This is a genomic window from Loktanella sp. SALINAS62 (assembly GCF_018263905.1).
In the GTDB taxonomy this organism is placed as follows: Bacteria; Pseudomonadota; Alphaproteobacteria; order Rhodobacterales; family Rhodobacteraceae; genus Loktanella.
The window spans coordinates 257753-278705 of record NZ_JAAFZU010000023.1; the positions used below are offsets into that span (position 1 = coordinate 257753).

General features: G+C 57.1%; 24 protein-coding genes. 13 read left to right on the forward strand and 11 right to left on the reverse strand.

Going from position 1 to position 20953, the window contains the following annotated elements:
• Positions 1-16 precede the first annotated feature (16 nt).
• Positions 17-337, forward strand: coding sequence for a thioredoxin (gene trxA, locus GZH79_RS08790; RefSeq protein WP_211643405.1), 321 nt, complete (start codon positions 17-19; stop codon positions 335-337).
• A gap of 78 nt (positions 338-415) precedes the next feature.
• Here trxA and GZH79_RS08795 read toward each other — a convergent pair whose 3' ends face one another.
• Positions 416-1330 (reverse strand): hypothetical protein, encoded by a 915-nt coding sequence (locus GZH79_RS08795; protein ID WP_211643406.1) that lies wholly within the window; start codon positions 1328-1330, stop codon positions 416-418.
• Positions 1331-1434: 104 nt separating this feature from the next.
• Between GZH79_RS08795 and hslV the strand changes: the two genes are divergently transcribed.
• From hslV to GZH79_RS08810, 3 genes are read left to right on the forward strand one after another with little or no spacing between them, the layout of a single operon-like run.
• Positions 1435-1995, forward strand: a complete 561-nt coding sequence (gene hslV / locus GZH79_RS08800; protein WP_211643407.1) for an ATP-dependent protease subunit HslV — start codon at positions 1435-1437, stop codon at positions 1993-1995.
• 48 nt (positions 1996-2043) lie between these two features.
• Entirely contained in the window at positions 2044-3351 is a 1308-nt protein-coding gene (hslU, locus tag GZH79_RS08805; protein WP_211643408.1) for an ATP-dependent protease ATPase subunit HslU, read from the forward strand.
• Between the two features lie 38 nt (positions 3352-3389).
• A complete protein-coding gene (locus GZH79_RS08810; protein ID WP_211643409.1) occupies positions 3390-4610 on the forward strand; it encodes an MFS transporter in 1221 nt (406 codons plus the stop codon).
• Here GZH79_RS08810 and GZH79_RS08815 read toward each other — a convergent pair.
• From GZH79_RS08815 to GZH79_RS08825, 3 genes are read right to left on the reverse strand one after another with little or no spacing between them, the layout of a single operon-like run.
• Positions 4593-5171, reverse strand: coding sequence for a Smr/MutS family protein (locus GZH79_RS08815; RefSeq protein ID WP_211643410.1), 579 nt, complete (start codon positions 5169-5171; stop codon positions 4593-4595). The two genes, GZH79_RS08810 and GZH79_RS08815, sit on opposite strands and share 18 nt — an antisense overlap.
• Complete coding sequence (locus tag GZH79_RS08820) at positions 5171-6139, reverse strand: murein transglycosylase A (RefSeq protein ID WP_249219048.1); 969 nt, start codon at positions 6137-6139, stop codon at positions 5171-5173. Before GZH79_RS08820 ends, GZH79_RS08815 begins: the two co-directional genes overlap by 1 nt.
• A 53-nt stretch (positions 6140-6192) precedes the next feature.
• Positions 6193-6846, reverse strand: a complete 654-nt coding sequence (locus GZH79_RS08825; protein WP_211643412.1) for a Tim44/TimA family putative adaptor protein — start codon at positions 6844-6846, stop codon at positions 6193-6195.
• A 108-nt stretch (positions 6847-6954) separates the two neighbouring features.
• Here GZH79_RS08825 and GZH79_RS08830 point away from each other — a divergent pair, with 108 nt between their 5' ends.
• Both GZH79_RS08830 and secB read left to right on the forward strand, forming a co-directional pair.
• Positions 6955-7452, forward strand: coding sequence for an FxsA family protein (locus GZH79_RS08830; protein WP_211643413.1), 498 nt, complete (start codon positions 6955-6957; stop codon positions 7450-7452).
• 55 nt (positions 7453-7507) lie between these two features.
• A complete protein-coding gene (gene secB, locus GZH79_RS08835) occupies positions 7508-8038 on the forward strand; it encodes a protein-export chaperone SecB (protein ID WP_211643414.1) in 531 nt (176 codons plus the stop codon).
• 4 nt (positions 8039-8042) lie between these two features.
• Here secB and dnaQ read toward each other — a convergent pair whose 3' ends face one another.
• From dnaQ to GZH79_RS08855, 4 genes are read right to left on the reverse strand one after another with little or no spacing between them, the layout of a single operon-like run.
• The gene (gene dnaQ / locus GZH79_RS08840) at positions 8043-8732 is read right to left on the reverse strand and encodes a DNA polymerase III subunit epsilon (protein WP_211643415.1); all 690 of its coding nucleotides are present in this window, start codon (positions 8730-8732) and stop codon (positions 8043-8045) included.
• Positions 8725-9327: a dephospho-CoA kinase gene (gene coaE, locus GZH79_RS08845; RefSeq protein ID WP_211643416.1), complete on the reverse strand. Its 603-nt coding sequence runs from the start codon at positions 9325-9327 to the stop codon at positions 8725-8727. Before coaE ends, dnaQ begins: the two co-directional genes overlap by 8 nt.
• The gene (locus GZH79_RS08850; RefSeq protein WP_211643417.1) at positions 9324-10157 is read right to left on the reverse strand and encodes a shikimate dehydrogenase; all 834 of its coding nucleotides are present in this window, start codon (positions 10155-10157) and stop codon (positions 9324-9326) included. Before GZH79_RS08850 ends, coaE begins: the two co-directional genes overlap by 4 nt.
• Positions 10154-10753, reverse strand: coding sequence for a Maf family nucleotide pyrophosphatase (locus tag GZH79_RS08855; RefSeq protein ID WP_211643418.1), 600 nt, complete (start codon positions 10751-10753; stop codon positions 10154-10156). The genes GZH79_RS08850 and GZH79_RS08855 overlap by 4 nt, the downstream gene beginning before the upstream one ends.
• A gap of 400 nt (positions 10754-11153) precedes the next feature.
• Here GZH79_RS08855 and hemJ point away from each other — a divergent pair, with 400 nt between their 5' ends.
• From hemJ to GZH79_RS08890, 7 genes are all read left to right on the forward strand, one after another.
• Positions 11154-11600: a protoporphyrinogen oxidase HemJ gene (gene hemJ, locus GZH79_RS08860; protein ID WP_211643419.1), complete on the forward strand. Its 447-nt coding sequence runs from the start codon at positions 11154-11156 to the stop codon at positions 11598-11600.
• Between the two features lie 122 nt (positions 11601-11722).
• Positions 11723-12997 carry a transcription termination factor Rho gene (gene rho / locus GZH79_RS08865; protein ID WP_211643420.1) on the forward strand — a complete coding sequence of 425 codons (1275 nt, stop codon included), beginning with the start codon at positions 11723-11725 and terminating at the stop codon, positions 12995-12997.
• Positions 12998-13016: 19 nt separating this feature from the next.
• On the forward strand, positions 13017-14279 hold the full coding sequence (gene mnmE, locus GZH79_RS08870) for a tRNA uridine-5-carboxymethylaminomethyl(34) synthesis GTPase MnmE (RefSeq protein ID WP_211643421.1): 1263 nt from the start codon (positions 13017-13019) through the stop codon (positions 14277-14279).
• Complete coding sequence (gene mnmG / locus GZH79_RS08875; protein ID WP_211643422.1) at positions 14280-16151, forward strand: tRNA uridine-5-carboxymethylaminomethyl(34) synthesis enzyme MnmG; 1872 nt, start codon at positions 14280-14282, stop codon at positions 16149-16151. It abuts the gene before it with no gap.
• Complete coding sequence (gene rsmG, locus GZH79_RS08880) at positions 16141-16755, forward strand: 16S rRNA (guanine(527)-N(7))-methyltransferase RsmG (protein WP_211643423.1); 615 nt, start codon at positions 16141-16143, stop codon at positions 16753-16755. The genes mnmG and rsmG overlap by 11 nt, the downstream gene beginning before the upstream one ends.
• Positions 16748-17566 (forward strand): ParA family protein, encoded by an 819-nt coding sequence (locus tag GZH79_RS08885; RefSeq protein ID WP_211643424.1) that lies wholly within the window; start codon positions 16748-16750, stop codon positions 17564-17566. The genes rsmG and GZH79_RS08885 overlap by 8 nt, the downstream gene beginning before the upstream one ends.
• On the forward strand, positions 17566-18456 hold the full coding sequence (locus GZH79_RS08890) for a ParB/RepB/Spo0J family partition protein (protein ID WP_211643425.1): 891 nt from the start codon (positions 17566-17568) through the stop codon (positions 18454-18456). Before GZH79_RS08885 ends, GZH79_RS08890 begins: the two co-directional genes overlap by 1 nt.
• On the opposite strand, the gene hemW is transcribed toward GZH79_RS08890, so the two are convergent.
• From hemW to rph, 3 genes are read right to left on the reverse strand one after another with little or no spacing between them, the layout of a single operon-like run.
• Positions 18453-19640 (reverse strand): radical SAM family heme chaperone HemW, encoded by a 1188-nt coding sequence (gene hemW / locus GZH79_RS08895; RefSeq protein ID WP_211643497.1) that lies wholly within the window; start codon positions 19638-19640, stop codon positions 18453-18455. The genes GZH79_RS08890 and hemW overlap by 4 nt on opposite strands.
• Entirely contained in the window at positions 19603-20211 is a 609-nt protein-coding gene (gene rdgB, locus GZH79_RS08900; protein WP_211643426.1) for an RdgB/HAM1 family non-canonical purine NTP pyrophosphatase, read from the reverse strand. Before rdgB ends, hemW begins: the two co-directional genes overlap by 38 nt.
• A complete protein-coding gene (gene rph / locus GZH79_RS08905; RefSeq protein ID WP_211643427.1) occupies positions 20208-20915 on the reverse strand; it encodes a ribonuclease PH in 708 nt (235 codons plus the stop codon). Before rph ends, rdgB begins: the two co-directional genes overlap by 4 nt.
• Positions 20916-20953 lie beyond the last annotated feature (38 nt).

Genomic DNA, 20953 nt, shown 5'->3' on the forward strand with positions numbered 1-20953 from the left:
CCCAGGAGTAAGTCCAATGGCAACCCATGCCGTCACCGACGCCACATTCGACGCCGAAGTCAAACAGTCCGATATCCCCGTCGTGGTGGATTTCTGGGCAGAATGGTGTGGCCCTTGCAAACAGATCGGCCCGGCACTCGAAGAACTGTCGAACGAAATGGAAGGCCGCGTGAAAATCGTAAAGGTCAACGTCGACGAAAACCCGAATTCCCCGGCACAGATGGGCGTGCGCGGCATCCCCGCCCTGTTCGTCTTTAAAAACGGCGAAGTCGTATCGAACAAGGCCGGTGCAGCCCCCAAGGCCGCCATCCAAAGCTGGATCGAAGATTCCATCTGAACCACTGTACAGGTGTGATGATCGCAGGCCGTCCCGGATCGGGGCGGCCTGTTTTTTGCGGGGCCGACGGTGCGACGGTCAAACCGGCCAGCCGTGACCGCGCAGGGTGGACGCGATCTTTTCCGGGGCTTCGGGGCGGCCTGCATTGATCGACATCTGCTGCAGGAACCACCAGAAATACCCTTCGAAATCTGGCACGCGATCCAATGTCTTGAACGCCTTGTCTTCACCGTCTTGGGGGACATTGCCCGCGATATGGTGAAAATCGATCTGCGCGAACAGCACGGCGGGCTTGCGAAACAGAAAACCCGACAGTGCGACCGATGAATTCTGTGTCACCACCGCCGAACATCCCGGCAGGATGCTTTCCATCGGGCGCGCGCTGATGCTGACGTTGTCATAGGCATCTTCCAGCTTTTGCAGCGCGTCGTGATCCCCGGTGGAATAGCGTTCGTTGGGATGCAGCGTCAGAATGATGTCCCGGTCCGGAAATCTGTCGGCGGTGCGGCGGACCATTTCGATGGGACTGCAGGTCTGGAATGATCGATGTTCGCGCACCAATCCTTGCAAAGGCATGTAAAGCGGCCCGTGTTTGGTGCTGTCAGGTGCCAACCCCGGAAACAGCCGCTTGCGCCAGAAATTAAAAAACCGCGCCGCTTCGGTCCGGTCGATAGTGGCGCCCTGAAACTTTGTCAGGGCGACCGTCCATTCCCAGCGCCGGGCCGAATTTTCAATTTGCCAGAACGGGTAATAATAATTGCGGCGCAGCGTCAGTGCGCGCGGATGATCCGGTTCGTCCATATGAAACAGCGAATACCCCGGCCGCTGGGCTGACTCTTTACGGGCCTTTGGCGAATTGGGTTCATGACACACCCGCAAACCTGCGTCTGTCAGGCAATTTGCTACCAGACCCAGAAAATTATGCTTTCCAGCCCGCGCGCTTTGCAGCAACCCGGGGTCCAGGTAGAATACGACGTCGCCCGGTTGATCCATGACATAAACTTGACCTACCCCAAGGCCACATTCAAGTGCCGGGGTTGTCGCGCGCGAACCGTCCGACCATATAATCCCCAACACATAGACGACAGGATGACACGATGGATAACGATCAATTCCCCGGCTGGCACGGCACGACGATCATCGGCGTGCGCAAGGGTGGCCGGGTTGTCATCGCGGGCGACGGTCAGGTCAGTCTGGGCCAGACCGTGATCAAGGGCACGGCGCGCAAGGTCCGTCGCCTTGCTGTCGAAGGCACCGATGTCGTGGCTGGCTTTGCCGGTTCCACGGCGGATGCCTTTGCCCTGCTCGAACGGCTGGAAAAAAAGCTCGAAGCGACGCCCGGCCAGTTGTCACGCGCCTGCGTCGAACTGGCCAAGGAATGGCGCACCGACAAATATCTGCAAAAGCTCGAAGCGATGCTGATCGTCAGCGACGGCACCGATTTGTATGTCATCACAGGTGCGGGCGATGTGCTGGAACCGGAACACGATGTGACCGCCATCGGATCGGGCGGCAATTATGCACTGGCCGCCGGTCGTGCCCTGATGGACAGCGATCTGGACGCCGAAGCCATCGCGCGCAAGGCAATGGCAATCGCGTCTGACATCTGCGTCTACACCAACGGCAACCTGACGATCGAAACAGTCACGGCAGACTGACATTTTCATCATCTTGCCCGAAATACTCAAAATCTGCCGGAGGCAGCCATGACAGACCTTACCCCACGCGAAATCGTGTCCGAACTGGATCGCTTTATCATCGGGCAGGCCGAAGCCAAACGTGCCGTTGCCGTCGCTCTGCGCAACCGTTGGCGGCGCAAGCAGCTGGGCGATGATCTACGGGACGAAGTTTATCCAAAGAACATCCTGATGATTGGTCCCACCGGCGTCGGCAAAACCGAAATCAGCCGGCGTCTGGCCAAACTGGCCCGCGCACCGTTCATCAAGGTCGAGGCCACAAAATTCACCGAAGTCGGCTATGTCGGGCGGGACGTGGAACAGATCATCCGCGATCTGGTCGATACCGCGATCATCGACACCCGCGAACACATGCGCGAGGACGTCAAGGCATCCGCCCACAAGGCGGCAGAGGATCGCGTTATCAACGCCATCGCCGGTGACGGCGCGCGTGAAGGCACCCGCGACATGTTCCGCAAAAAGCTCAAAGACGGGCTGCTGGACGACACGATGATCGAGATCGAGATCAAGGATACCTCTAACCCGCTTGGTGGGATCGATATTCCCGGCCAACCCGGCGGGATGGGCGGCATGATGAATCTGGGCGAACTGTTCGGTAAAATGGGCGGCGGGCGCACCGTGAAAAAGCGGATGACCGTCGCAGACAGCTATGAATTGCTGATCGCGGATGAGGCCGACAAATTGCTGGATGACGAAAGCGTCACAAAGACAGCACTGGAAGCCGTCGAACAATCCGGCATCGTGTTTCTGGACGAAATCGACAAGGTCTGTGCAAAATCCGAAGCACGCGGCGGCGACGTCAGCCGCGAAGGCGTGCAGCGTGACCTGCTGCCCCTGATCGAAGGCACAACCGTCAGCACCAAACACGGCCCGATCAAGACGGACCACATCCTGTTCATCGCATCCGGCGCGTTTCATGTGGCAAAGCCATCTGATCTGCTGCCCGAACTGCAAGGCCGCCTGCCGATCCGCGTGAACCTGCGCGCCCTGACCGAATCCGATTTCGTCCGTATCCTGACGGAAACCGACAACGCGCTGACCCTGCAATATTCCGCGCTGATGAAAACCGAAAACGTCACCGTCACCTTTACCACGGATGGCATCGCAGCGCTGGCCAAAATCGCCGCAGAGGTGAACGAAAGCATCGAAAACATCGGTGCCCGCAGGCTGTACACCGTGATCGAACGCGTGTTCGAGGATCTGTCGTTCAACGCACCCGACCGTGGCGGCGACGAAATCGCCATCGACGAGGCCTTTGTCGAAAAGCATCTGGGCGAAATGGCAAGGTCCACAGATTTGTCGCGCTACGTGCTTTAGGGCTTTTCTTTCCCGCGTCACGGCGCGACGTATGGCGCATGGTTTTTTTATCGTTTCTGCGCGCCAACTGGCTGTTTCTGTTGGCAGGCTTCACGCTGACGCTGACATCGTCTTACGGACAGACGTTCTTTATCTCGCTTTTTGCGGGTGGAATCATGACGGATTTTGCCCTGACTGACGGGCAATGGGGCGGGATCTATACCATTGGCACGCTGGCATCGGCTGGCACGATGGTCTGGGCGGGTACGCTGGTGGACCGCTTTCGCGTGCGGGTCATCGCCACCGTCGTTTTTGCCGGGCTGGCGGCGGCGTGTTTCTTCATGGCGGCAGTTCCAAATGCGCTGCTGCTGATCCCCGCAATCTTTTTCCTGCGGTTGTTCGGGCAGGGCATGTCCAGCCATCTGGCCGTTGTGTCGATGGCGCGCTGGTTCGTCGCTAGCCGGGGCAAGGCGCTGGCCGTCGCTTCCATGGGGTTTGCCGTCGGGCAAGCCGTGCTGCCCATCGTCTTTGTCGCACTTCTGGCAACAACCGGCTGGCGGTCGCTTTGGGTCATCGCCGGGGTTATCGTGGTTGCCACCATCCCGCTGATTGTTCTGTTGTTGCGACAGGAACGCACCCCGCAGTCACTGGCGCAGGATGAACAGGCGGCGGGCATGGACAACCGTCACTGGACCCGTCTGGACGTGATGCGTCATCCGCTGTTCTGGCTGATGGTACCCGCGTTGCTGGGGCCGCCCGCATGGGGCACCGCATTGTGGTTCCAGCAAGTCCACCTGTCAGAGGTCAAAGACTGGACCCTTGCCGCGTTCGTGGCGCTGTTTCCGCTGTTCACATTGGTCACTATCGGGGCGAATTTCGGCACCGGCTGGGCCATTGACCGGTTCGGCACCGCGCGGATCGTGCCGCTTTATATGCTGCCGTTCGCCCTGTCATTTGTCATCATCTCCTTGGCACCGGGGATCGGCATAGCGGCCGTTGGCATGGCGATCATGGGGATCGGGCAGGGCCTGCAATCCACGCTGCCGGGCGCGTTCTGGGCCGAATTCTATGGCACCCGCCATATCGGCGCGATCAAGGCCGCCGCCGCCGCCATCATGGTATTCGGGTCCGCCATCGGGCCAGGTGTATCGGGATATCTGATCGACTGGGGCGTTGATTTCCCTGCGCAAATGATCGGTTACGCCATCTTTTTCGCCGTGGCCGCCGCTTTGGCCACCATCGGCGTCACGCGGGCCGCACGATCACTTGCGACGGCGTAGATAGACGTAATACGCACCATCGCCGCCGTGTTTCAGATGGGCAGGCCGCACTTCCAGCACAGCCGGGCCTAGCGGGGGCAGTTGCAGCCATTGCGGCACCTGACGCCGCAGCACGCCGCGCCCGCCCGTCCAATCATCGCCGGCACGGCCCTTGCCCGTGATGACCAGCACCAACCGTTTGCCTGCCGTCTGCGCATTCAAAATGAACGTGATCAGTTCAGGATAGGCTTCGTCACGGTACATGCCGTGCAGGTCGATCCGTCCTTCGGGTTTCAGCTTGCCAGATTTCATCCGCATAAAATTCTTGGCGTCCATGCGCACGGGCGCACTGCGCAACCGTTCGCGCAGGGGCGGCAGAATATCGTGGGGCCGCGTGACATCGGCCTTCATCCCCACGGTAAAATCCGGCATGGGCGCGCGCGGTGCTGGCGGCTGTTTATTGGGGCTGGGGGCAGGTGTCGGCGCAGGCTGTTGATGTTCGGGATGCAGCGCGTCCGTCTTGCGGGCCACGTGATCCCACATCGCCCGCTCTTCCTTGGACAGGTTGCGGGGCCGCCGCATCAGAACACAACATCGGGTTCGGTTTTGGACAGGGCATAGTCGATGGGCATCAACACCACCATCCGGCCACCGTCCTTGATTGCCCCGGCAGCCTGACCGGCAGCGCGCCCGGTGCCATAGAAAATATCGGCGCGCTGCGCGCCCTTGATCGCGGACCCGGTATCCTGCGCGATCATCAGGCGACGCATCGGATCAAGGCCATCCTTTTCGATCCAAACGGGCGCGCCCAGAATGGTGATTTCGGGGTCGACGGCGATCGTCCGTAACGTCGTGATCGACCGGTTCATTGCACCCAGTGGCCCCAGATCTGACGGCACTTCAGATACTTCACGAAAAAAGACATAGGATTCGTTTTGCCATAACAACTCTTGGCCTGCGTCCGGATTGCTGCGCACCCAATCGCGGATCGTCGATGCGGACACCTGATCCAGCGTGAACACACCACGTTCCACCAGCGTCCGACCGACAGAGGTATAATCGCGTCCGTTCTTTCCCGCATAACCAACGCGGATGGTCTGCCCGTCGGGCAACCTGATGCGGCCAGACCCCTGCACCTGCAAAAAGAACAGATCGACCGGATCGGACAGCCAGGCGATTTCCAACCCGGCAAAGGGTTGATCTTCTTCGATTTCGCGGCGGGAAAACCGTGTTTCCGATCCATCGGACGGCAAGGCATAGATCGGATGCCGATACCTGCCGGACGGGACAAGCGACCCGGACAATTCAGGTTCGAAATAGCCTGTGAACAGCATCGGGCTGCCGTCTTCGATCAGAACCGGCTTAAAGAACGTTTCAAAGAAATCGCGCGCCGCTGGCCCATCTTTGGCAAAGGCGCAAAGTTGCGCCCAGTCGGTGCGCGGGATGTCGCCGCAGGTCTGCACAAAAACGTCCAACGCCGCGACATGATCGTCGGCGTCCCATCCATCCAGATCGGCATAGTCCAAAATGGTAAAGGTCGGTTCAGCCATTGCCGCCCCCACTAACGTCAGGGACGCGGCAACGGCCCGCGCCAGCCCGCCGATCATTCGGTCGCGACAAGACGCCAGTTGGGATCGCCACTGTCCATGACACGTGCGAACGTCCAGACGTCTTTTTGCTTTTTGATCGCATTGGGGTCACCGTCGATGATGTCACCGCCGTCATCCCGTACCACATAGACCAGTTCGCCACCGAAACGGATCGTCATTTCTGCTTCGTTCGTGTCACGATCCAATGCGGCGTCTTTCAGTTTCAGGTCGCTGATCCCGACAAAAGAGGCATCGACCGTCAGACCCTTGTCGGCGCGTTCGTGGATCACCGATGTAAACGCGGCTTCGACGTCTTCGGACAAGAACGGTTTGACCTCGTCCAGATCGCCGCGTTCAAACGCCATCAGGATCATTTCATACGCCTGACGTGCGCCAGACAGAAATTCACCCACGTTGAACGACGGGTCGATCCGTTTCATGTCGGCCAATGCGATGGCCGTTGATGTGCCTTCGTCCGCATGGTCGATAATATCACGATCGGGTCCACCTTCGATGACTTCGAAATCGGGACGCTTTGGGGCGGCTTTTTCCTGCGGGATTGGCGGCTTTTCAAACCCTTCCCGCGTGCCAAGCACGCCACGCAAACGCAGGACGAGAAAAATTGCGATGCCTGCCAGAACAAGGATCTGAATAATGGGTCCGTTCATTGTGTCCTCTCGCTGCGCGCAGCTGGTAACTTTTTGGTCTGTTCTTATGTAGGTGTCAGCAGCGGCCAAGTCCACCTATGGTCGCCCCCTGTGACCAAAGGACCGAAGATGTATCTACTATTGGCATTCATCGCCGTCCCGCTGATCGAAATTGCGCTGTTCATTCAGATCGGCGGTGCGATTGGCCTGTGGCCGACATTGTTGATCGTCGTCATGACGGCTTTTCTGGGCAGCTGGCTTGTCAGATCGCAGGGCGCGCGTGAACTGAACCGCTTGCGGTCATCATTTTCGCAGCTTTCGGACCCGTCAGAACCGCTGGCCAATGGCGCAATGATCCTGTTTGCAGGGGCCCTGCTGCTGACGCCGGGGTTTTTCACCGATGCCGTCGGATTTTCCCTGTTGATCCCCGGTGTGCGCCACCGCGTTTTTCTGGCGATCAAATCGCGTATCAACGTCCAGCGGTTCGAAATGGGAACACCCCCGGGGCAGGGACGGGAACCGCATCGTAACGGACACCCTGACGATACCGTGATCGATGGTGAATACACGTCTGTCGATACAGACAAGAAACCAACGCATCCGCCATCCGGCTGGACGCAGCATTGAGCACGGCCCTGCGCCCTGCTATGCCGTCCGCAACCTAGCATGATGGAGAGTTTACATGGCCGCTACACCCGAAACGACGCCGGAATCCAACGCCACCGGTGATGCAGCGCAGCAAACGCCGCAGGTATCCAACCGCATCATCACGCAATACGTGCGGGATATGTCGTTCGAAAATATTCTGGCCCAAAAGGGGATCAAGGGCGACGCAGTTCCGGAAATTCAGGTTCAGGTGAACGTCGACGCCCGCAAACGCGGTGCTGAAAACCAGTATGAAGTGCTGACCAAGCTGAACATCACATCCAAAACCAAGGAATCCGGTGAACCGCTGTTCATCCTCGAGTTGGAATATGCCGGTGTGTTTCAGATCGCAGGCGTGCCAGACGACCAGATGCATCCGTTTTTGCTGATCGAATGCCCGCGCCTGACATTCCCGTATATCCGCCAGATCGTGGCGAACATGACACGCGAAGGCGGGTTTCAGGCATTGAATCTGGAACAGATCGATTTTGTCGCCCTGTACCGTGCGCAACTGGCCGCCCGCGTCGAAGCGCAGAAGAAAGAAGCCGAAAACAAACCGGTCAACTGATCCGTCAGGCCAGTTTTTTCCACAAAGCCCCGTCGCCCAACCGTTCGATAAATTCGGCATGGGCGGCGGTTTCTTCACCAGTAATCCGCGACCCCAGCGACGTTTCACGCGGATAGGCGCGCCAGACCGTGTCTTTGGAATCGCTGCTTTGCGTCGTCTTGCCCTGCAACACCAGATCGGGCTGCCGTCCGCCGATCAGTTCCAGATAAACCTCTGCCAGAATTTCGGAATCAAGCAGCGCGCCGTGCAGCGTGCGCGATGTATTGTCGATGCCGAACCGGCGGCATAACGCATCCAGCGAAGCAGGCGATCCCGGAAAACGCTTGCGCGCAATGTCCAGCGTATCCAGAGCCTGATTCATCGGCAGCAACGGCCGCCCGACCCAGCCCAGCTCAGCATTCAGGAATTTCATGTCAAATTTGGCGTTGTGAATCACCAGTTTGGCAGTCCCGATGAAATCAACGAAATCCTGTGCAATATCCTTGAACACCGGCTTGTCGCGCAGAAAATCATCGCCCAGCCCATGCACTTCGAACGCGCCCTGCGGCATCGATCGCTGCGGGTTGATATATTGATGATACGTCCGTCCCGTCGGCATATGGTTCATCAGCTCAACGGCGCCAATTTCGACGATACGGTCACCTTCGGCAGGCTCGAACCCGGTTGTTTCAGTGTCCAAAACGATTTCACGCATGATGAGCCCCTGTTTTTCCGCCTGTCAGATCGCGCACCAGTTGTTGCACCGCGCGGCGCGTGTCGTCCAGTGTCAGGGTCTGTATCATAAAATCGGCACGATCACGTTTTTCGGCATCCGGCATCTGGCGGGACAGGATCATGTCGAACTGCGCCCGCGTCATGCCAGGACGGGCCAGCACCCGTTTGGCCTGAACTTCGGCAGGTGCGGTCACGACCAATGTGCCGTCCAGCCATTCATCTGCACCGGTTTCAAACAACAGCGGAATGTCGAACACCAATAGGTCTGCATCCTGGGCCGCGATGAACGCGGCACGATCCGCGGCGACCAACGGATGCACGATGCGTTCCAAATCGGACAGCGCGCCGGGATCTGCTTTGAGGATCGTGTTCAGCGCCGGACGCGATACCGCACAATCCACGACGGCATCTGGAAACCGATCGGCAATCGGCGCGACCGCCTCTCCGCCGACAGCATAAAGCGCGTGAACCGCTGAATCGGCGTCCCAGACCGGGACACCGATATCCTTGAACATACCTGCCGTCGTGCTTTTCCCCATTCCGATGGACCCTGTCAGGCCCAATAGATAGGTCATTCCAGAACGGCCTGACGCAGCGCGTCGTCAACCTCTGGTCGCTGGCCGAACCAGCGTTCAAAACCCGGCACGCCCTGATGCAGCAACATGCCCAAACCATCGACCGTCACGCAGCCGCGCGCGGCCGCATGTTCCAGCAGCGGCGTGCGCAACGGTTTGTAGACAATATCGGTGACAACCGTTGATGGTGACAGATAATCCAGCGACAACCGCAGTTCCGGTTGCCCGATCATCCCCAGCGAGGTGGTATTGACCAGCAGGTTAGCATCTTCCAACGCCGTGTTGGCCTGGACCCAATCCACGACCTTGATCCGGGTGCCGAATTCAGATCGCAGCGCTTCTGCTTTGGGACGGGTGCGATTGGCAAGCAGGATTTGCGGCACGCCGGCGTCTGCAAGTGCGACGATGATCGCCCGTGCGGCGCCACCAGCACCCAGCACGACCGCCGGTCCGGATTTCGCATTCCAGTGCGGGGCGCCCTGACGCAGGTTTGACATGAAACCGTAACCGTCGGTGTTATCGGCATGAATTTTTCCGTCAGGCCGGAAAATCAGCGTGTTGGCGGCGCCGACCAGAATGGCGCGGTCGCTTAGATGGTCTGCAATCTGCATCACGGCAGTTTTATGCGGTATCGTGACGTTTGCGCCGACAAACCCCATCTGCGGCATCGTTTGGATCACGTTGCGAAGCTGACTTTCGCTGACTTCAAGCGGGACATAATCGCCCACCAGCCCATAACGGGCCAGCCAGTATTTGTGCATCCGCGGGGACGCTGATTGGCCGATCGGGAACCCGATCACGCCGGCAAGAGGAATAGCAGGAACGTTCATCCGGCAAGTGTTCCGCGCAGCGTCAGATATGACAAGAGGTCAAGCAGCGGAAGACCAAGGACATCGAAATAATTCCCTTCAATGCGCTCAAAGAGACGCACCCCTTCTGCCTCTAGCTGATAGGCACCGACGCAATGTCGGATCTCCTCCCAGTTGCGGCTGACATAGTCCGTAAGATAGGCGTCGCTGGCGTCACGCATGTGCATCCGTACAACACCCACATGCCGCCACTGCGGAGCGCCATCCAGATACACGACTGCCGCCGATAAAAGCTGATGCCGCTGGCCGCGCAGGGACTGCAACTGGGACAACGCCTGTTCTGGCGTTTCGGGTTTTGACAGGATCGCGGTACCATGTGCCAGCACCTGGTCACACCCGATGACCAATGCACCCGCTTGTTTCGCAGACACCTTGGACGCTTTCATTTCGGCCAGCGCATCCGCAATATCACGAGGTGTCGCGTCGGACTGTTGTAATGACAGACGCATCGCGTCTTCATCAACGCGTGGTTTCACGACATCGAACGGCACACCGGCATTTCGCAGCAGTGTGGCGCGGATCGCAGAACCACTGGCAAGGATCAGGTTAGCGGACATGGGGATAACTCTGGGACATTAGGTGCGGGATGCGGGCGGCGGCGACACCCCCCGTGCAGGACCCGGACACGGCAGGGCGAACGCGGGACAGAAATCATCATTCATGAATATCATCCTCTTGTGAATGGGATAAATCTTCGCTGTGCGCAACTGATCGCATCTTGCAGAGTCAAGTCGTTCTTAACATCTACGTAACACTTTTATAGACGTTAAATTACTGAATAACATATGATTTTTAAAAAACTGGCCCGCCATCTCTCGCACGGGTCGACTTATGGCCTGTGCATAAGTCTGCGGGCAAAAAATCCATCCCCAGATTCTTGGCGCACTACATAATCATCATCTATCTTTTCTTTACTTATTTATTAAAGAAGGGCGCAGACCGGACAGGGGATAAACGATGGACTGGCTCATACCATATTACGACTGGATCAAGTCACTGCACGTGATCGCCGTGATCGCCTGGATGGCCGGGTTGTTTTATCTGCCGCGTCTGTTCGTCTATCATGCTGAACGCGCAAAAACGGGATCAGAGCTGGACCAGACATTTCAGATCATGGAACAGAAGCTTTTGCGTCTGATCATGAACCCGTCCATGATTACCGCCTGGGTCTGTGGTATTTTGTTGATCGGAATGGGTGGACTTGATTTTGGCGCAGTCTGGGGCTGGGCCAAGCTGCTAGCCGTGATCGCCATGACGGTGGCACATATGTGGATGGCAGCGCGCCGCAAGGATTTTGCTGCAGGTCGCAACACACGCAGCGGTCGCACCTATCGCATCGCGAATGAGGCGCCGACGATCCTGATGGTGATTGCGGTTGTCGCGATTATCGTCAAGCCGTTCTAGGCTGCGTTGACTTTTCAGGTGACCGCGCTTAACTGCGCCAAAGCGTCACCCGTCCGGGTATCAACGCATCCCCAACGCTGTGCTATTGAAACGCCACTTGCTGGCGACTGGAACCTTTGAACATGTCCGAACATCGTCTGAACCTTGCCGACCTGAAGGCGCAAAGCCCCAAGGACCTGTTGTCCATGGCTGAAGAGCTGGAAATTGAAAACGCATCCACGATGCGCAAAGGCGACATGATGTTCGCCATCCTGCGTGAACGTGCCGACGAAGAGTGGTTGATCGGTGGGGATGGCGTTCTGGAAGTGCTGCAGGACGGTTTTGGTTTTCTGCGCTCGCCAGAAGCAAACTATCTGCCCGGTCCCGATGACATCTATGTCTCGCCCGATATGATCCGGCAGTATTCGTTGCGCACCGGCGACACCGTCGAAGGGACGATGAAGGAACCAAACGACAACGAACGTTATTTTGCGTTGAACACGGTTGAGATGATCAACTTTGAAGATCCCGAACGCACCAAGCACAAGGTCGCGTTCGACAACCTGACGCCGCTTTATCCCGATGAACGTCTGAAGATGGAAGTCGACGCTGAGCATGACAAGAAAGATCGGTCTGCCCGGATCATCGACCTTGTTTCGCCTATCGGCAAAGGTCAGCGTTCCCTGATCGTGGCACCGCCGCGTACCGGTAAAACCGTGTTGTTGCAGAACATTGCCCATTCTATCGAACGCAATCACCCGGAATGCTATTTGATCGTACTGCTGATCGACGAACGTCCAGAAGAAGTCACCGACATGCAGCGATCCGTGAAAGGCGAGGTGGTTTCTTCTACGTTTGACGAGCCCGCAACGCGTCACGTCGCCGTGTCGGAAATGGTGATTGAAAAGGCGAAACGGCTGGTCGAGCACAAGCGCGATGTCGTGATCTTGCTGGATTCGATCACGCGACTGGGCCGTGCATTCAACACGACTGTCCCATCATCGGGCAAGGTTCTGACCGGTGGTGTCGACGCGAACGCACTTCAGCGCCCAAAACGGTTCTTTGGTGCCGCCCGTAACATCGAGGAGGGTGGTTCGCTGACGATCATTGCAACTGCGTTGATCGATACAGGCAGCCGCATGGATGAAGTGATCTTTGAAGAATTCAAAGGTACGGGCAACTCTGAAATTGTGCTGGATCGCAAGGTTGCGGACAAGCGTGTGTTCCCGGCGATGGACATTCTGAAATCCGGCACCCGCAAGGAAGAGCTGCTGGTTGGCAAAACGGACCTAGCAAAAACCTATGTCCTGCGCCGCATCCTGAATCCGATGGGCACAACCGACGCAATCGAATTCCTGATTGGCAAGTTGAAGCAGACCAAGACCAACGCAGATTTCTTTGACTCGATGAATACCTAGCAATATCAGGCGCTTGACTATGGATACGATCTTTGCCTTGGCGTCTGCACCGGGGCGGGCCGGTGTATCTGTCTTGCGCCTGTCCGGGCCGGACGCGGTCACGATTGCGTCTGGTTTGATGTCGGACGTGCCAAAAAATCGCGGCGTCCGCCGATTGCTGGATAATACCGGCGACCTGTTGGACGAAGCGTTGGTTCTGCAGTTTCCAAAGGGTCACAGCTTCACCGGTGAGTCAGTCGTCGAGGTGCATTGCCATGGTAGCATCGCTATTGTCGGTGCGGTCGGTCGTCGTCTTTCTGAATTGGGCGCTGTTCCCGCCGGACCGGGCGAATTCACCCGCCGGGCGTTGGACAACGGACGGCTGGATCTGGCGCAAGTCGAAGGTCTGGCGGATCTGATCGACGCTGAAACCGAAGCGCAGCGCAAACAAGCGGTTCGTGTTTTCAGTGGTGAACTGGGTGCCCTTGCCAATGAATGGCGGGCAAAGCTGATCCGCGCTGCTGCCTTGATCGAAGCAACGATTGATTTTGTTGACGAAGACGTGCCCGTCGATGTCTACCCCGAAGTGCTGTCATTGATGTCTTCGGTTGAAGACGGGCTTGCACGTCAGATTGCGGGGTCGGGTGCGGCGGAACGTGTGCGGTCAGGGTTCGAGGTTGCTATTGTTGGCCCACCGAACATCGGAAAATCGACGTTACTCAACCGGCTTGCGGGCCGAAAGGCGGCGATCACCTCTGACATTGCCGGGACCACGCGCGATGTGATCGAAGTCCGTATGGAAATTTCTGGCTTGCCGGTGACGCTGCTGGATACCGCCGGGATTCGTGAGACAAAAGATGTGATCGAAAAACTGGGGGTCGATCTAGCCCGGCAGCGCGCGGAGGCTGCTGATCTTCGTGTTTTTTTGACGGACATGGACCGTCAGACGCCCTTTGCGCCCGTAGCTGGCGATCTTGTCCTTCTGGGCAAGTCGCAGCCGCCGCTCGGCGTTTCTGGGCTCGATGGGCACGGCGTGACAGAAATGATCGACCAGATCGGAGCGGAGCTTTCGAAGCGCGCAGCCAACGCGGGCATGGCCATACGGGAACGTCATCGCGTTCAGATGATTTTGGCCCAAACGCAATTGAAAATAGTGAAAGACGCCATCGCGCAATCCGCACCAGCTGATTTTCTGGCAGAAGATCTGCGGATCGCGGTCAGGGCGCTTGACTCCATCGTTGGGCGCGTAGATGTAGAGGACCTTCTGGGGGAAATCTTCTCCAGTTTTTGCATCGGAAAGTAGGTGTTTCACGTGAAACATTATCAGGTCGTCGTCATTGGTGGCGGACACGCGGGCTGCGAGGCTGCGCTTGCTGCCGCACGTCTGGGCGTTGAGACCGCGCTGATTACGATGAAATCCACTGATATCGGCGTTATGTCGTGCAATCCCGCGATCGGCGGCCTGGGAAAAGGCCATCTTGTTCGTGAGATTGACGCATTAGGCGGTGCTATGGGGCAGGTTGCTGACGCGTCCGGTATTCAATTTCGGCTACTGAACCGCACGAAGGGTCCAGCGGTGCAGGGACCACGGACTCAATCTGATCGCGTGTTGTATCAAAAAGAGATGCAGGCGGTGATAGCAGGGCAGGCTAATCTGACCCTGATCACCGGAGAAGTCACACAACTGATCATGTCCGGTACGCGTGTTACCGGGGCAGAAGTTGACGGTATAGACCAGTTGGTCGCGGATTCTGTGGTTTTGACCACGGGTACCTTTTTAGGCGGGCTTATCCACATTGGGGACCGGTCATTCCCAAGCGGGCGAATGGGTGATGCGGCGTCACAAAAGATGGCACAACAGCTGCGCAGCTTTGATCTACCGCTGGGGCGACTAAAAACCGGAACGCCACCACGCTTGCGATCTTCGACGGTTGATTGGTCGTCGCTGGACATGCAGCATGCCGACATCGACCCATCGCTTTTTTCTTTTCTGTCTGACACCTTGAAGGTGCCGCAGATTGCTTGCGGTATCACGCATACAAACGACCGCACCCATCAAATCATACGGGACAATCTGGCAAGATCAGCAATGTATGGCGGCCATATTGATGGTGTTGGTCCGCGATACTGCCCGTCTATCGAAGATAAGGTGACGCGTTTTGCGGATAAATCCTCGCATCAGGTATTTCTGGAACCAGAGGGCTTGGATTCCGATGTGATCTACCCGAACGGGATCAGTACGTCGTTGCCAGAAGATGTACAGAACGATTATGTCAGGTCAATCGCTGGGCTTGAACAGGTCGAGATTTTACAACCAGGCTATGCAATCGAATATGACTACGTCGATCCCAGAAGTCTGGCGCCTTCGCTGGTTTTGAAAACTTGCGTCGGTTTGTACCTTGCAGGGCAAATTAACGGAACCACTGGGTATGAGGAGGCGGCTGCGCAAGGTCTTGTCGCTGGTACGAACGCCGCGTTGTGCAGCCTGGGACGTGATCCTCATTATTTCAGCCGGAGTGAATGCTACATCGGCGTGATGATTGACGACTTGGTAAACAGGGGCGTCACAGAACCTTACCGGATGTTCACCTCGCGCGCGGAATTTCGGCTGATTCTTCGCGCGGATAACGCAGACCGGCGATTAACTCCGATCGGTCGAAAACTTGGGCTTGTATCAGATGCACGTTGGATGCGATTCTGCGATAAGCTGGACGAGATCGACAAGGCAAGAAATATCTTAGAAAAGGTTACGCTAACGCCGTCGGATTTGAACAACGTCGGCGTCCGCTTATCTTCTGGGTCCGGTGCGCGGACTGCGTTGTCTGCCTTGTCGCTCGCAGATTGTGGATTTGAGACGGTAAGGACGCTTGTACCCGGCGCTAAATCAATCGACGCATTGATTGGCACCCAGGTTCGCAACGACGCCTTGTACGCCCATTATGCGAAACGCCAGCAACGGGACATTGATGCGTTACAAGCTGCGGAAAATTTGTTGATCCCATCGGACATGTCGTTTGACGATTTGTCCGGTTTGTCGAATGAGTTGAAGACCAAAATTGCCCGTCTGCGTCCTACAAACCTACATGAATGCAGTCAAATTGAGGGTATGACTCCCGCAGCGCTTCTGCTGATCAAAGGGACCTTGCAGAAAAAAGAGCTACGTCGTGCCATCTGATTTTGAACTGCCAGATGTTTCACGTGAAACATCTGCTCGTTTGACCGCGTTTTCCGATCTTTTGATCAAGTGGAACAGGACAATAAATCTTGTTTCAAAATCTCAAATTAATGATTTGAAAACACGGCATGTGGATGACAGCCTGCAACTTCTGCCACATATCCCATCGGACGCCAAGGTGCTGACAGATATTGGAAGTGGTGGCGGGTTCCCCGGCATCGTTTTGGCTATCGCCAAAGCTGAGACACAGCCATCGTTACATTTCCAACTGATCGAAAGTGATCAGCGTAAGGCCGCTTTTTTGCGGACTGCAGTCTGCACCCTGTCGTTAAATGCCACCGTATTTTGCGAACGAATTGAACAGACGACAGCCGAACCCGCCGACTGTATGACAGCCCGCGCACTGGCGCCTTTGTCGAATTTGCTGGCGTTTGCATCTGGACTGATGGTGCCCGAAGGCACGGCAATTCTGCCAAAAGGCCGGCATTTTGAAACAGAACTTGAGGATGCACAAAAGGCGTGGCACTTCAGACATCAGATCTACCCTAGTCTGACTGATTCAGACGGGCAGGTCATTGTTGTAAAGGATATTCGGCGTGCCTGACCGTAACACACCAAAAACCGCCAAAATTATCGCTGTCGCCAACCAAAAAGGTGGCGTCGGAAAAACAACGACGACCATCAATTTAGGCGCTGCGCTGGCGGAACTCGATCAGAACGTCCTGTTGATCGACCTCGATCCCCAAGGTAACGCGTCAACCGGACTTGGCGTATCGCCCTACGCGCGGCAGGTCACCACGTACGATTTCATCTTGGGTGACGCGACGCCGGATCAGGCGATTCAGCAGACCACGGTTCCAAATCTGTCGATCATACCAGCAACGACGGACCTCAGCTCTGCCGATATTGAACTTATATCGAACGAAAAAAGAAGCTTTCTGCTGTTTGATGCGTTGCGGCAATTACCGATGGATCAGCTTCGGTTTGACTATATCTTGATTGATTGCCCGCCATCGCTCAACATTTTGACAGTTAATGCGATGGTCGCATCACACTCTGTCATCGTACCACTGCAAAGCGAGTTTTTCGCGCTTGAGGGGCTGTCTCAACTGATGCTGACAATCAGAGAAGTCCGCCAGTCAGCGAACAAATCCCTACGGATCGAGGGCGTCGTATTGACGATGTACGACCGGCGGAACAACCTGTCCCAGCAAGTCGAAGCGGACGCTCGTGAGAATTTGGGTGCGCTCGTTTTTGATACGGTCATTCCCCGCAATGTCCGGTTAAGTGAGGCACCATCGTTTGCCATGCCTGCGTTGTCATACGACAGTCAGTCGGCTGGCAGTGTTGCGTATCGTAAGCTTGCGACTGAAATCCTGGCCAAGGCCAAAGCCCCGTTGAAAAAGGTGTCTTGATGTCTCAACCTCCTAAAACCCGTGGTCTTGGCCGTGGTCTTTCTGCGTTGATGGCAGATGTGCAACCGGCGCAAACAGACACCGATGAGGTGCCGCCGCGTGCCGATCTTTATGTTCCTATTGAACGCGTCCATCCAAATCCCGATCAGCCGCGTCGCACATTCGACGATGATGCACTGGCGGAACTTGCGGAATCGATCCGTGAAAAGGGCGTGATCCAGCCCCTCATCGTGCGGCTTCAACCGGGCGCGACCGACGAATATCAGATTGTCGCTGGCGAACGTCGGTGGCGCGCTTCGCAGATGGCCAACCGACACGACATTCCAGTCCTGATCCGTGATTTCAATGACACTGAAGTTCTTGAAATTGCGATCATCGAAAACATTCAACGTGCTGACCTCAACCCGGTAGACGAGGCCGCGGGTTATCGGCAGTTGATGGATCGGTTCGGACACACCCAAGAACAACTAGCCACAGCACTTGGCAAAAGCCGGAGCCATATCGCCAACCAGATGCGTCTGCTTTCGTTGCCATCAGACGTGCTGGATTGGCTTGGAAAGGGTAAACTGACCGCCGGGCACGCGCGAACACTCGTCGGTCATCCAAAGGCGACCGAACTGGCACGCCAGATCATGGCAAAAGGTCTTTCGGTCCGCGATGCAGAACGTCTGACGAAAAAGATAACTGACACCGATGATAAGCCTGCGCGTGAACGGACCCGTCCGCGCAAGGATGCTGATACAATTGCCTTGGAACGTGAATTGTCAGCGGCAATCCGGATGCAAGTGTCCATTGATCAGGATGCCGGGCAGGAAAGTGGCAAAATGACCATTCGTTACAGTGACTTGAACCAACTTGATGATCTGATGCGTCAGCTGGCAGGCAATTAGTCGGCCAGCAGCGATCGCAGGATACCGTTCAGCACAGGACGCCCCTCGGCGGATACGCGCAGGCGTTCAGGATCTTGCGCAATCAGACCCAATTCTAGCAGTTCAGTCTCTTGCGGGTTGCCATTTTCATAGCCAGCATCGCGCAAACGGTCCCGCGAAACGCCTTCTGACAGGCGCAGGCCCATCAGCAACATCTCTGTCAGTGCGTCGGCACGCCCAATGGGTTCGCGCGGCAGTTCCCCATGCCCCTGGTTTTCGACCTGCGCCAGCCATGCGCCCGGTGCCAGCGGCGTTGATGTTTCCCAACGCGCACCGTCCAACGTCAGTCGGCCCTGCGCGCCCGGTCCGACCCCGACGTAATCCCCAGACTGCCAATAGATCCGATTGTGCGTGCTTTCGGCACCGATCCGCGCATGGTTAGACGTCTCATATCCGTGAAATCCGGCAGCCTCGCATATTGCCTGCGTCGCAAAATACAGGTCCGCGCCCAGATCGTCGTTCGGCAGGCCGCGCAACTGGCCCAATGCATCGCGCTCGCCAAACACCGTTCCGTCCTCGATCGTCAGCTGGTAGAGCGACAGGTGATCGACCGCCATTGAGAGCGCGGTGGTCAGTTCGGTTTCCCATTGCGCTAGCGTTTGATCCTGCCGCGCATAGATCAGATCAAAACTGACACGATCAAACGTCGTCCGCGCGATATCAAACGCAGCCAAAGCCTCTGCCGCACTATGCATGCGACCCAGTCGGCGTAGGTCGGCATCATTCAAGGCCTGCACCCCAAGAGACACACGGTTGACGCCCGCAGCACGATAGCCCGCAAAGCGGTCCGCCTCGGTCGAGGTTGGGTTTGCTTCTAGCGTGATTTCGATATCGTTCGCGATCGGCCATGTCGCGCGGATCGTGGCCAGAATGTCATCGACTAGTCGGACCGACATCATTGATGGCGTGCCGCCGCCAAAGAACACGGATTGTAGCACCCGACCTTGTGTTTCTTTGCCTAACCGTTTGATTTCATGTATGTAAGCACGACCCCAGCGATCTTGATCGATCCGGGTCGCAACATGGCTGTTGAAATCACAATAGGGGCACTTTGCCTGACAGAACGGCCAGTGCAGATACAGACCGAACCCGCCGTTCCGCCAATCTTCAGTCAAAACAGCCCGCCACCAGTTTTTGAAACGCATCGGCACGGTGGCTGATCCGGTTTTTTTCCCAACGGTCCATCTCGCCAAACGTCAACTCATGGCCATCGGGCTGGAAAATAGGATCGTAGCCATGTCCCTGATCCCCGCGACCGGGCCAGACAATCTGGCCCGGCATGACACCCGCGAACACTTCGTCGTGACCATCGGGCCAGGCCAGCACCAAGGTGCAGCAGAACCGCGCAGTGCGGGGAGATGGCGCGCTGACGGCTTCCAATGCGTCGAACGCCCGCTGCATCGCCATCTGGAAATCGCGGCCAGATTTGGTTTCGGCCCAATCAGCGGTCAGGACACCCGGCGCACCGTTCAGGGCGGCGATTTCCAACCCGCTGTCGTCGGCCAGCGCGGGTAGCCCGGTGGCCTTGGCCGCGGCATGCGCCTTGATCCGGGCATTGCCGGCAAATGTGTCTTCAGTCTCGTCCGGTTCAGGCAAACCGTGATCGGCGTTGCTGGTCAACGTCACGCCATAATCTTTCAGCAGGTCCGCGATTTCGTCGCGCTTGCCGGTATTATGGGTTGCGATGACCAACTGGTCGCCGTCGAATTTTCTCAAGACACGGCCTCCATCTGGATCCGGTTCAGATCGGTGATACCGGATTCCGCCAGATCAAGCAGCGTGTCCATTTGTCCGCGCGTAAATGTGGCGCCTTCGGCTGACATCTGCACTTCGACCAGCTTGCCGCCGGTCATGATGAAATTGCCGTCGACCCCGGCTTCGGAATCTTCGGGGTAATCCAGATCAAGCACCTCCTGACCGGCGTAAATCCCACAGGAAACAGCAGCGACCGGATCAACAAGCGGATCAGCGGTGATCAGACCCGCCTTCATCAACTGATTCACCGCCAGTTTCAGGGCGACCCAGCCACCGGTGATCGACGCGCAGCGGGTGCCGCCATCGGCCTGAATGACATCACAATCAATCTGGATCTGGCGTTCGCCCAGCGCAACACGATCGACACCGGCGCGCAGGCTGCGTCCGATCAGGCGCTGAATTTCCTGCGTGCGTCCCGACTGGCCGTTCTTTGCTTCGCGGCGCATTCGTGTATGTGTGGCGCGGGGCAGCATGCCATATTCCGCCGTGACCCAGCCCAGCCCTGAATTTTTCATAAAGGACGGCACCCGTTCGTCAACACTGGCGGTGCAAAGGACATGCGTATCGCCCATGCGTATCATACAGCTGCCTTCGGCATGACGCGTGACGTTGGTTTCGATGGACACGTCGCGCATTTGGGTGGTCTTACGGCCGGATGGGCGCATGGTTCAGCTCCTTCATAGGTTGCGAAAGCGGCATACGC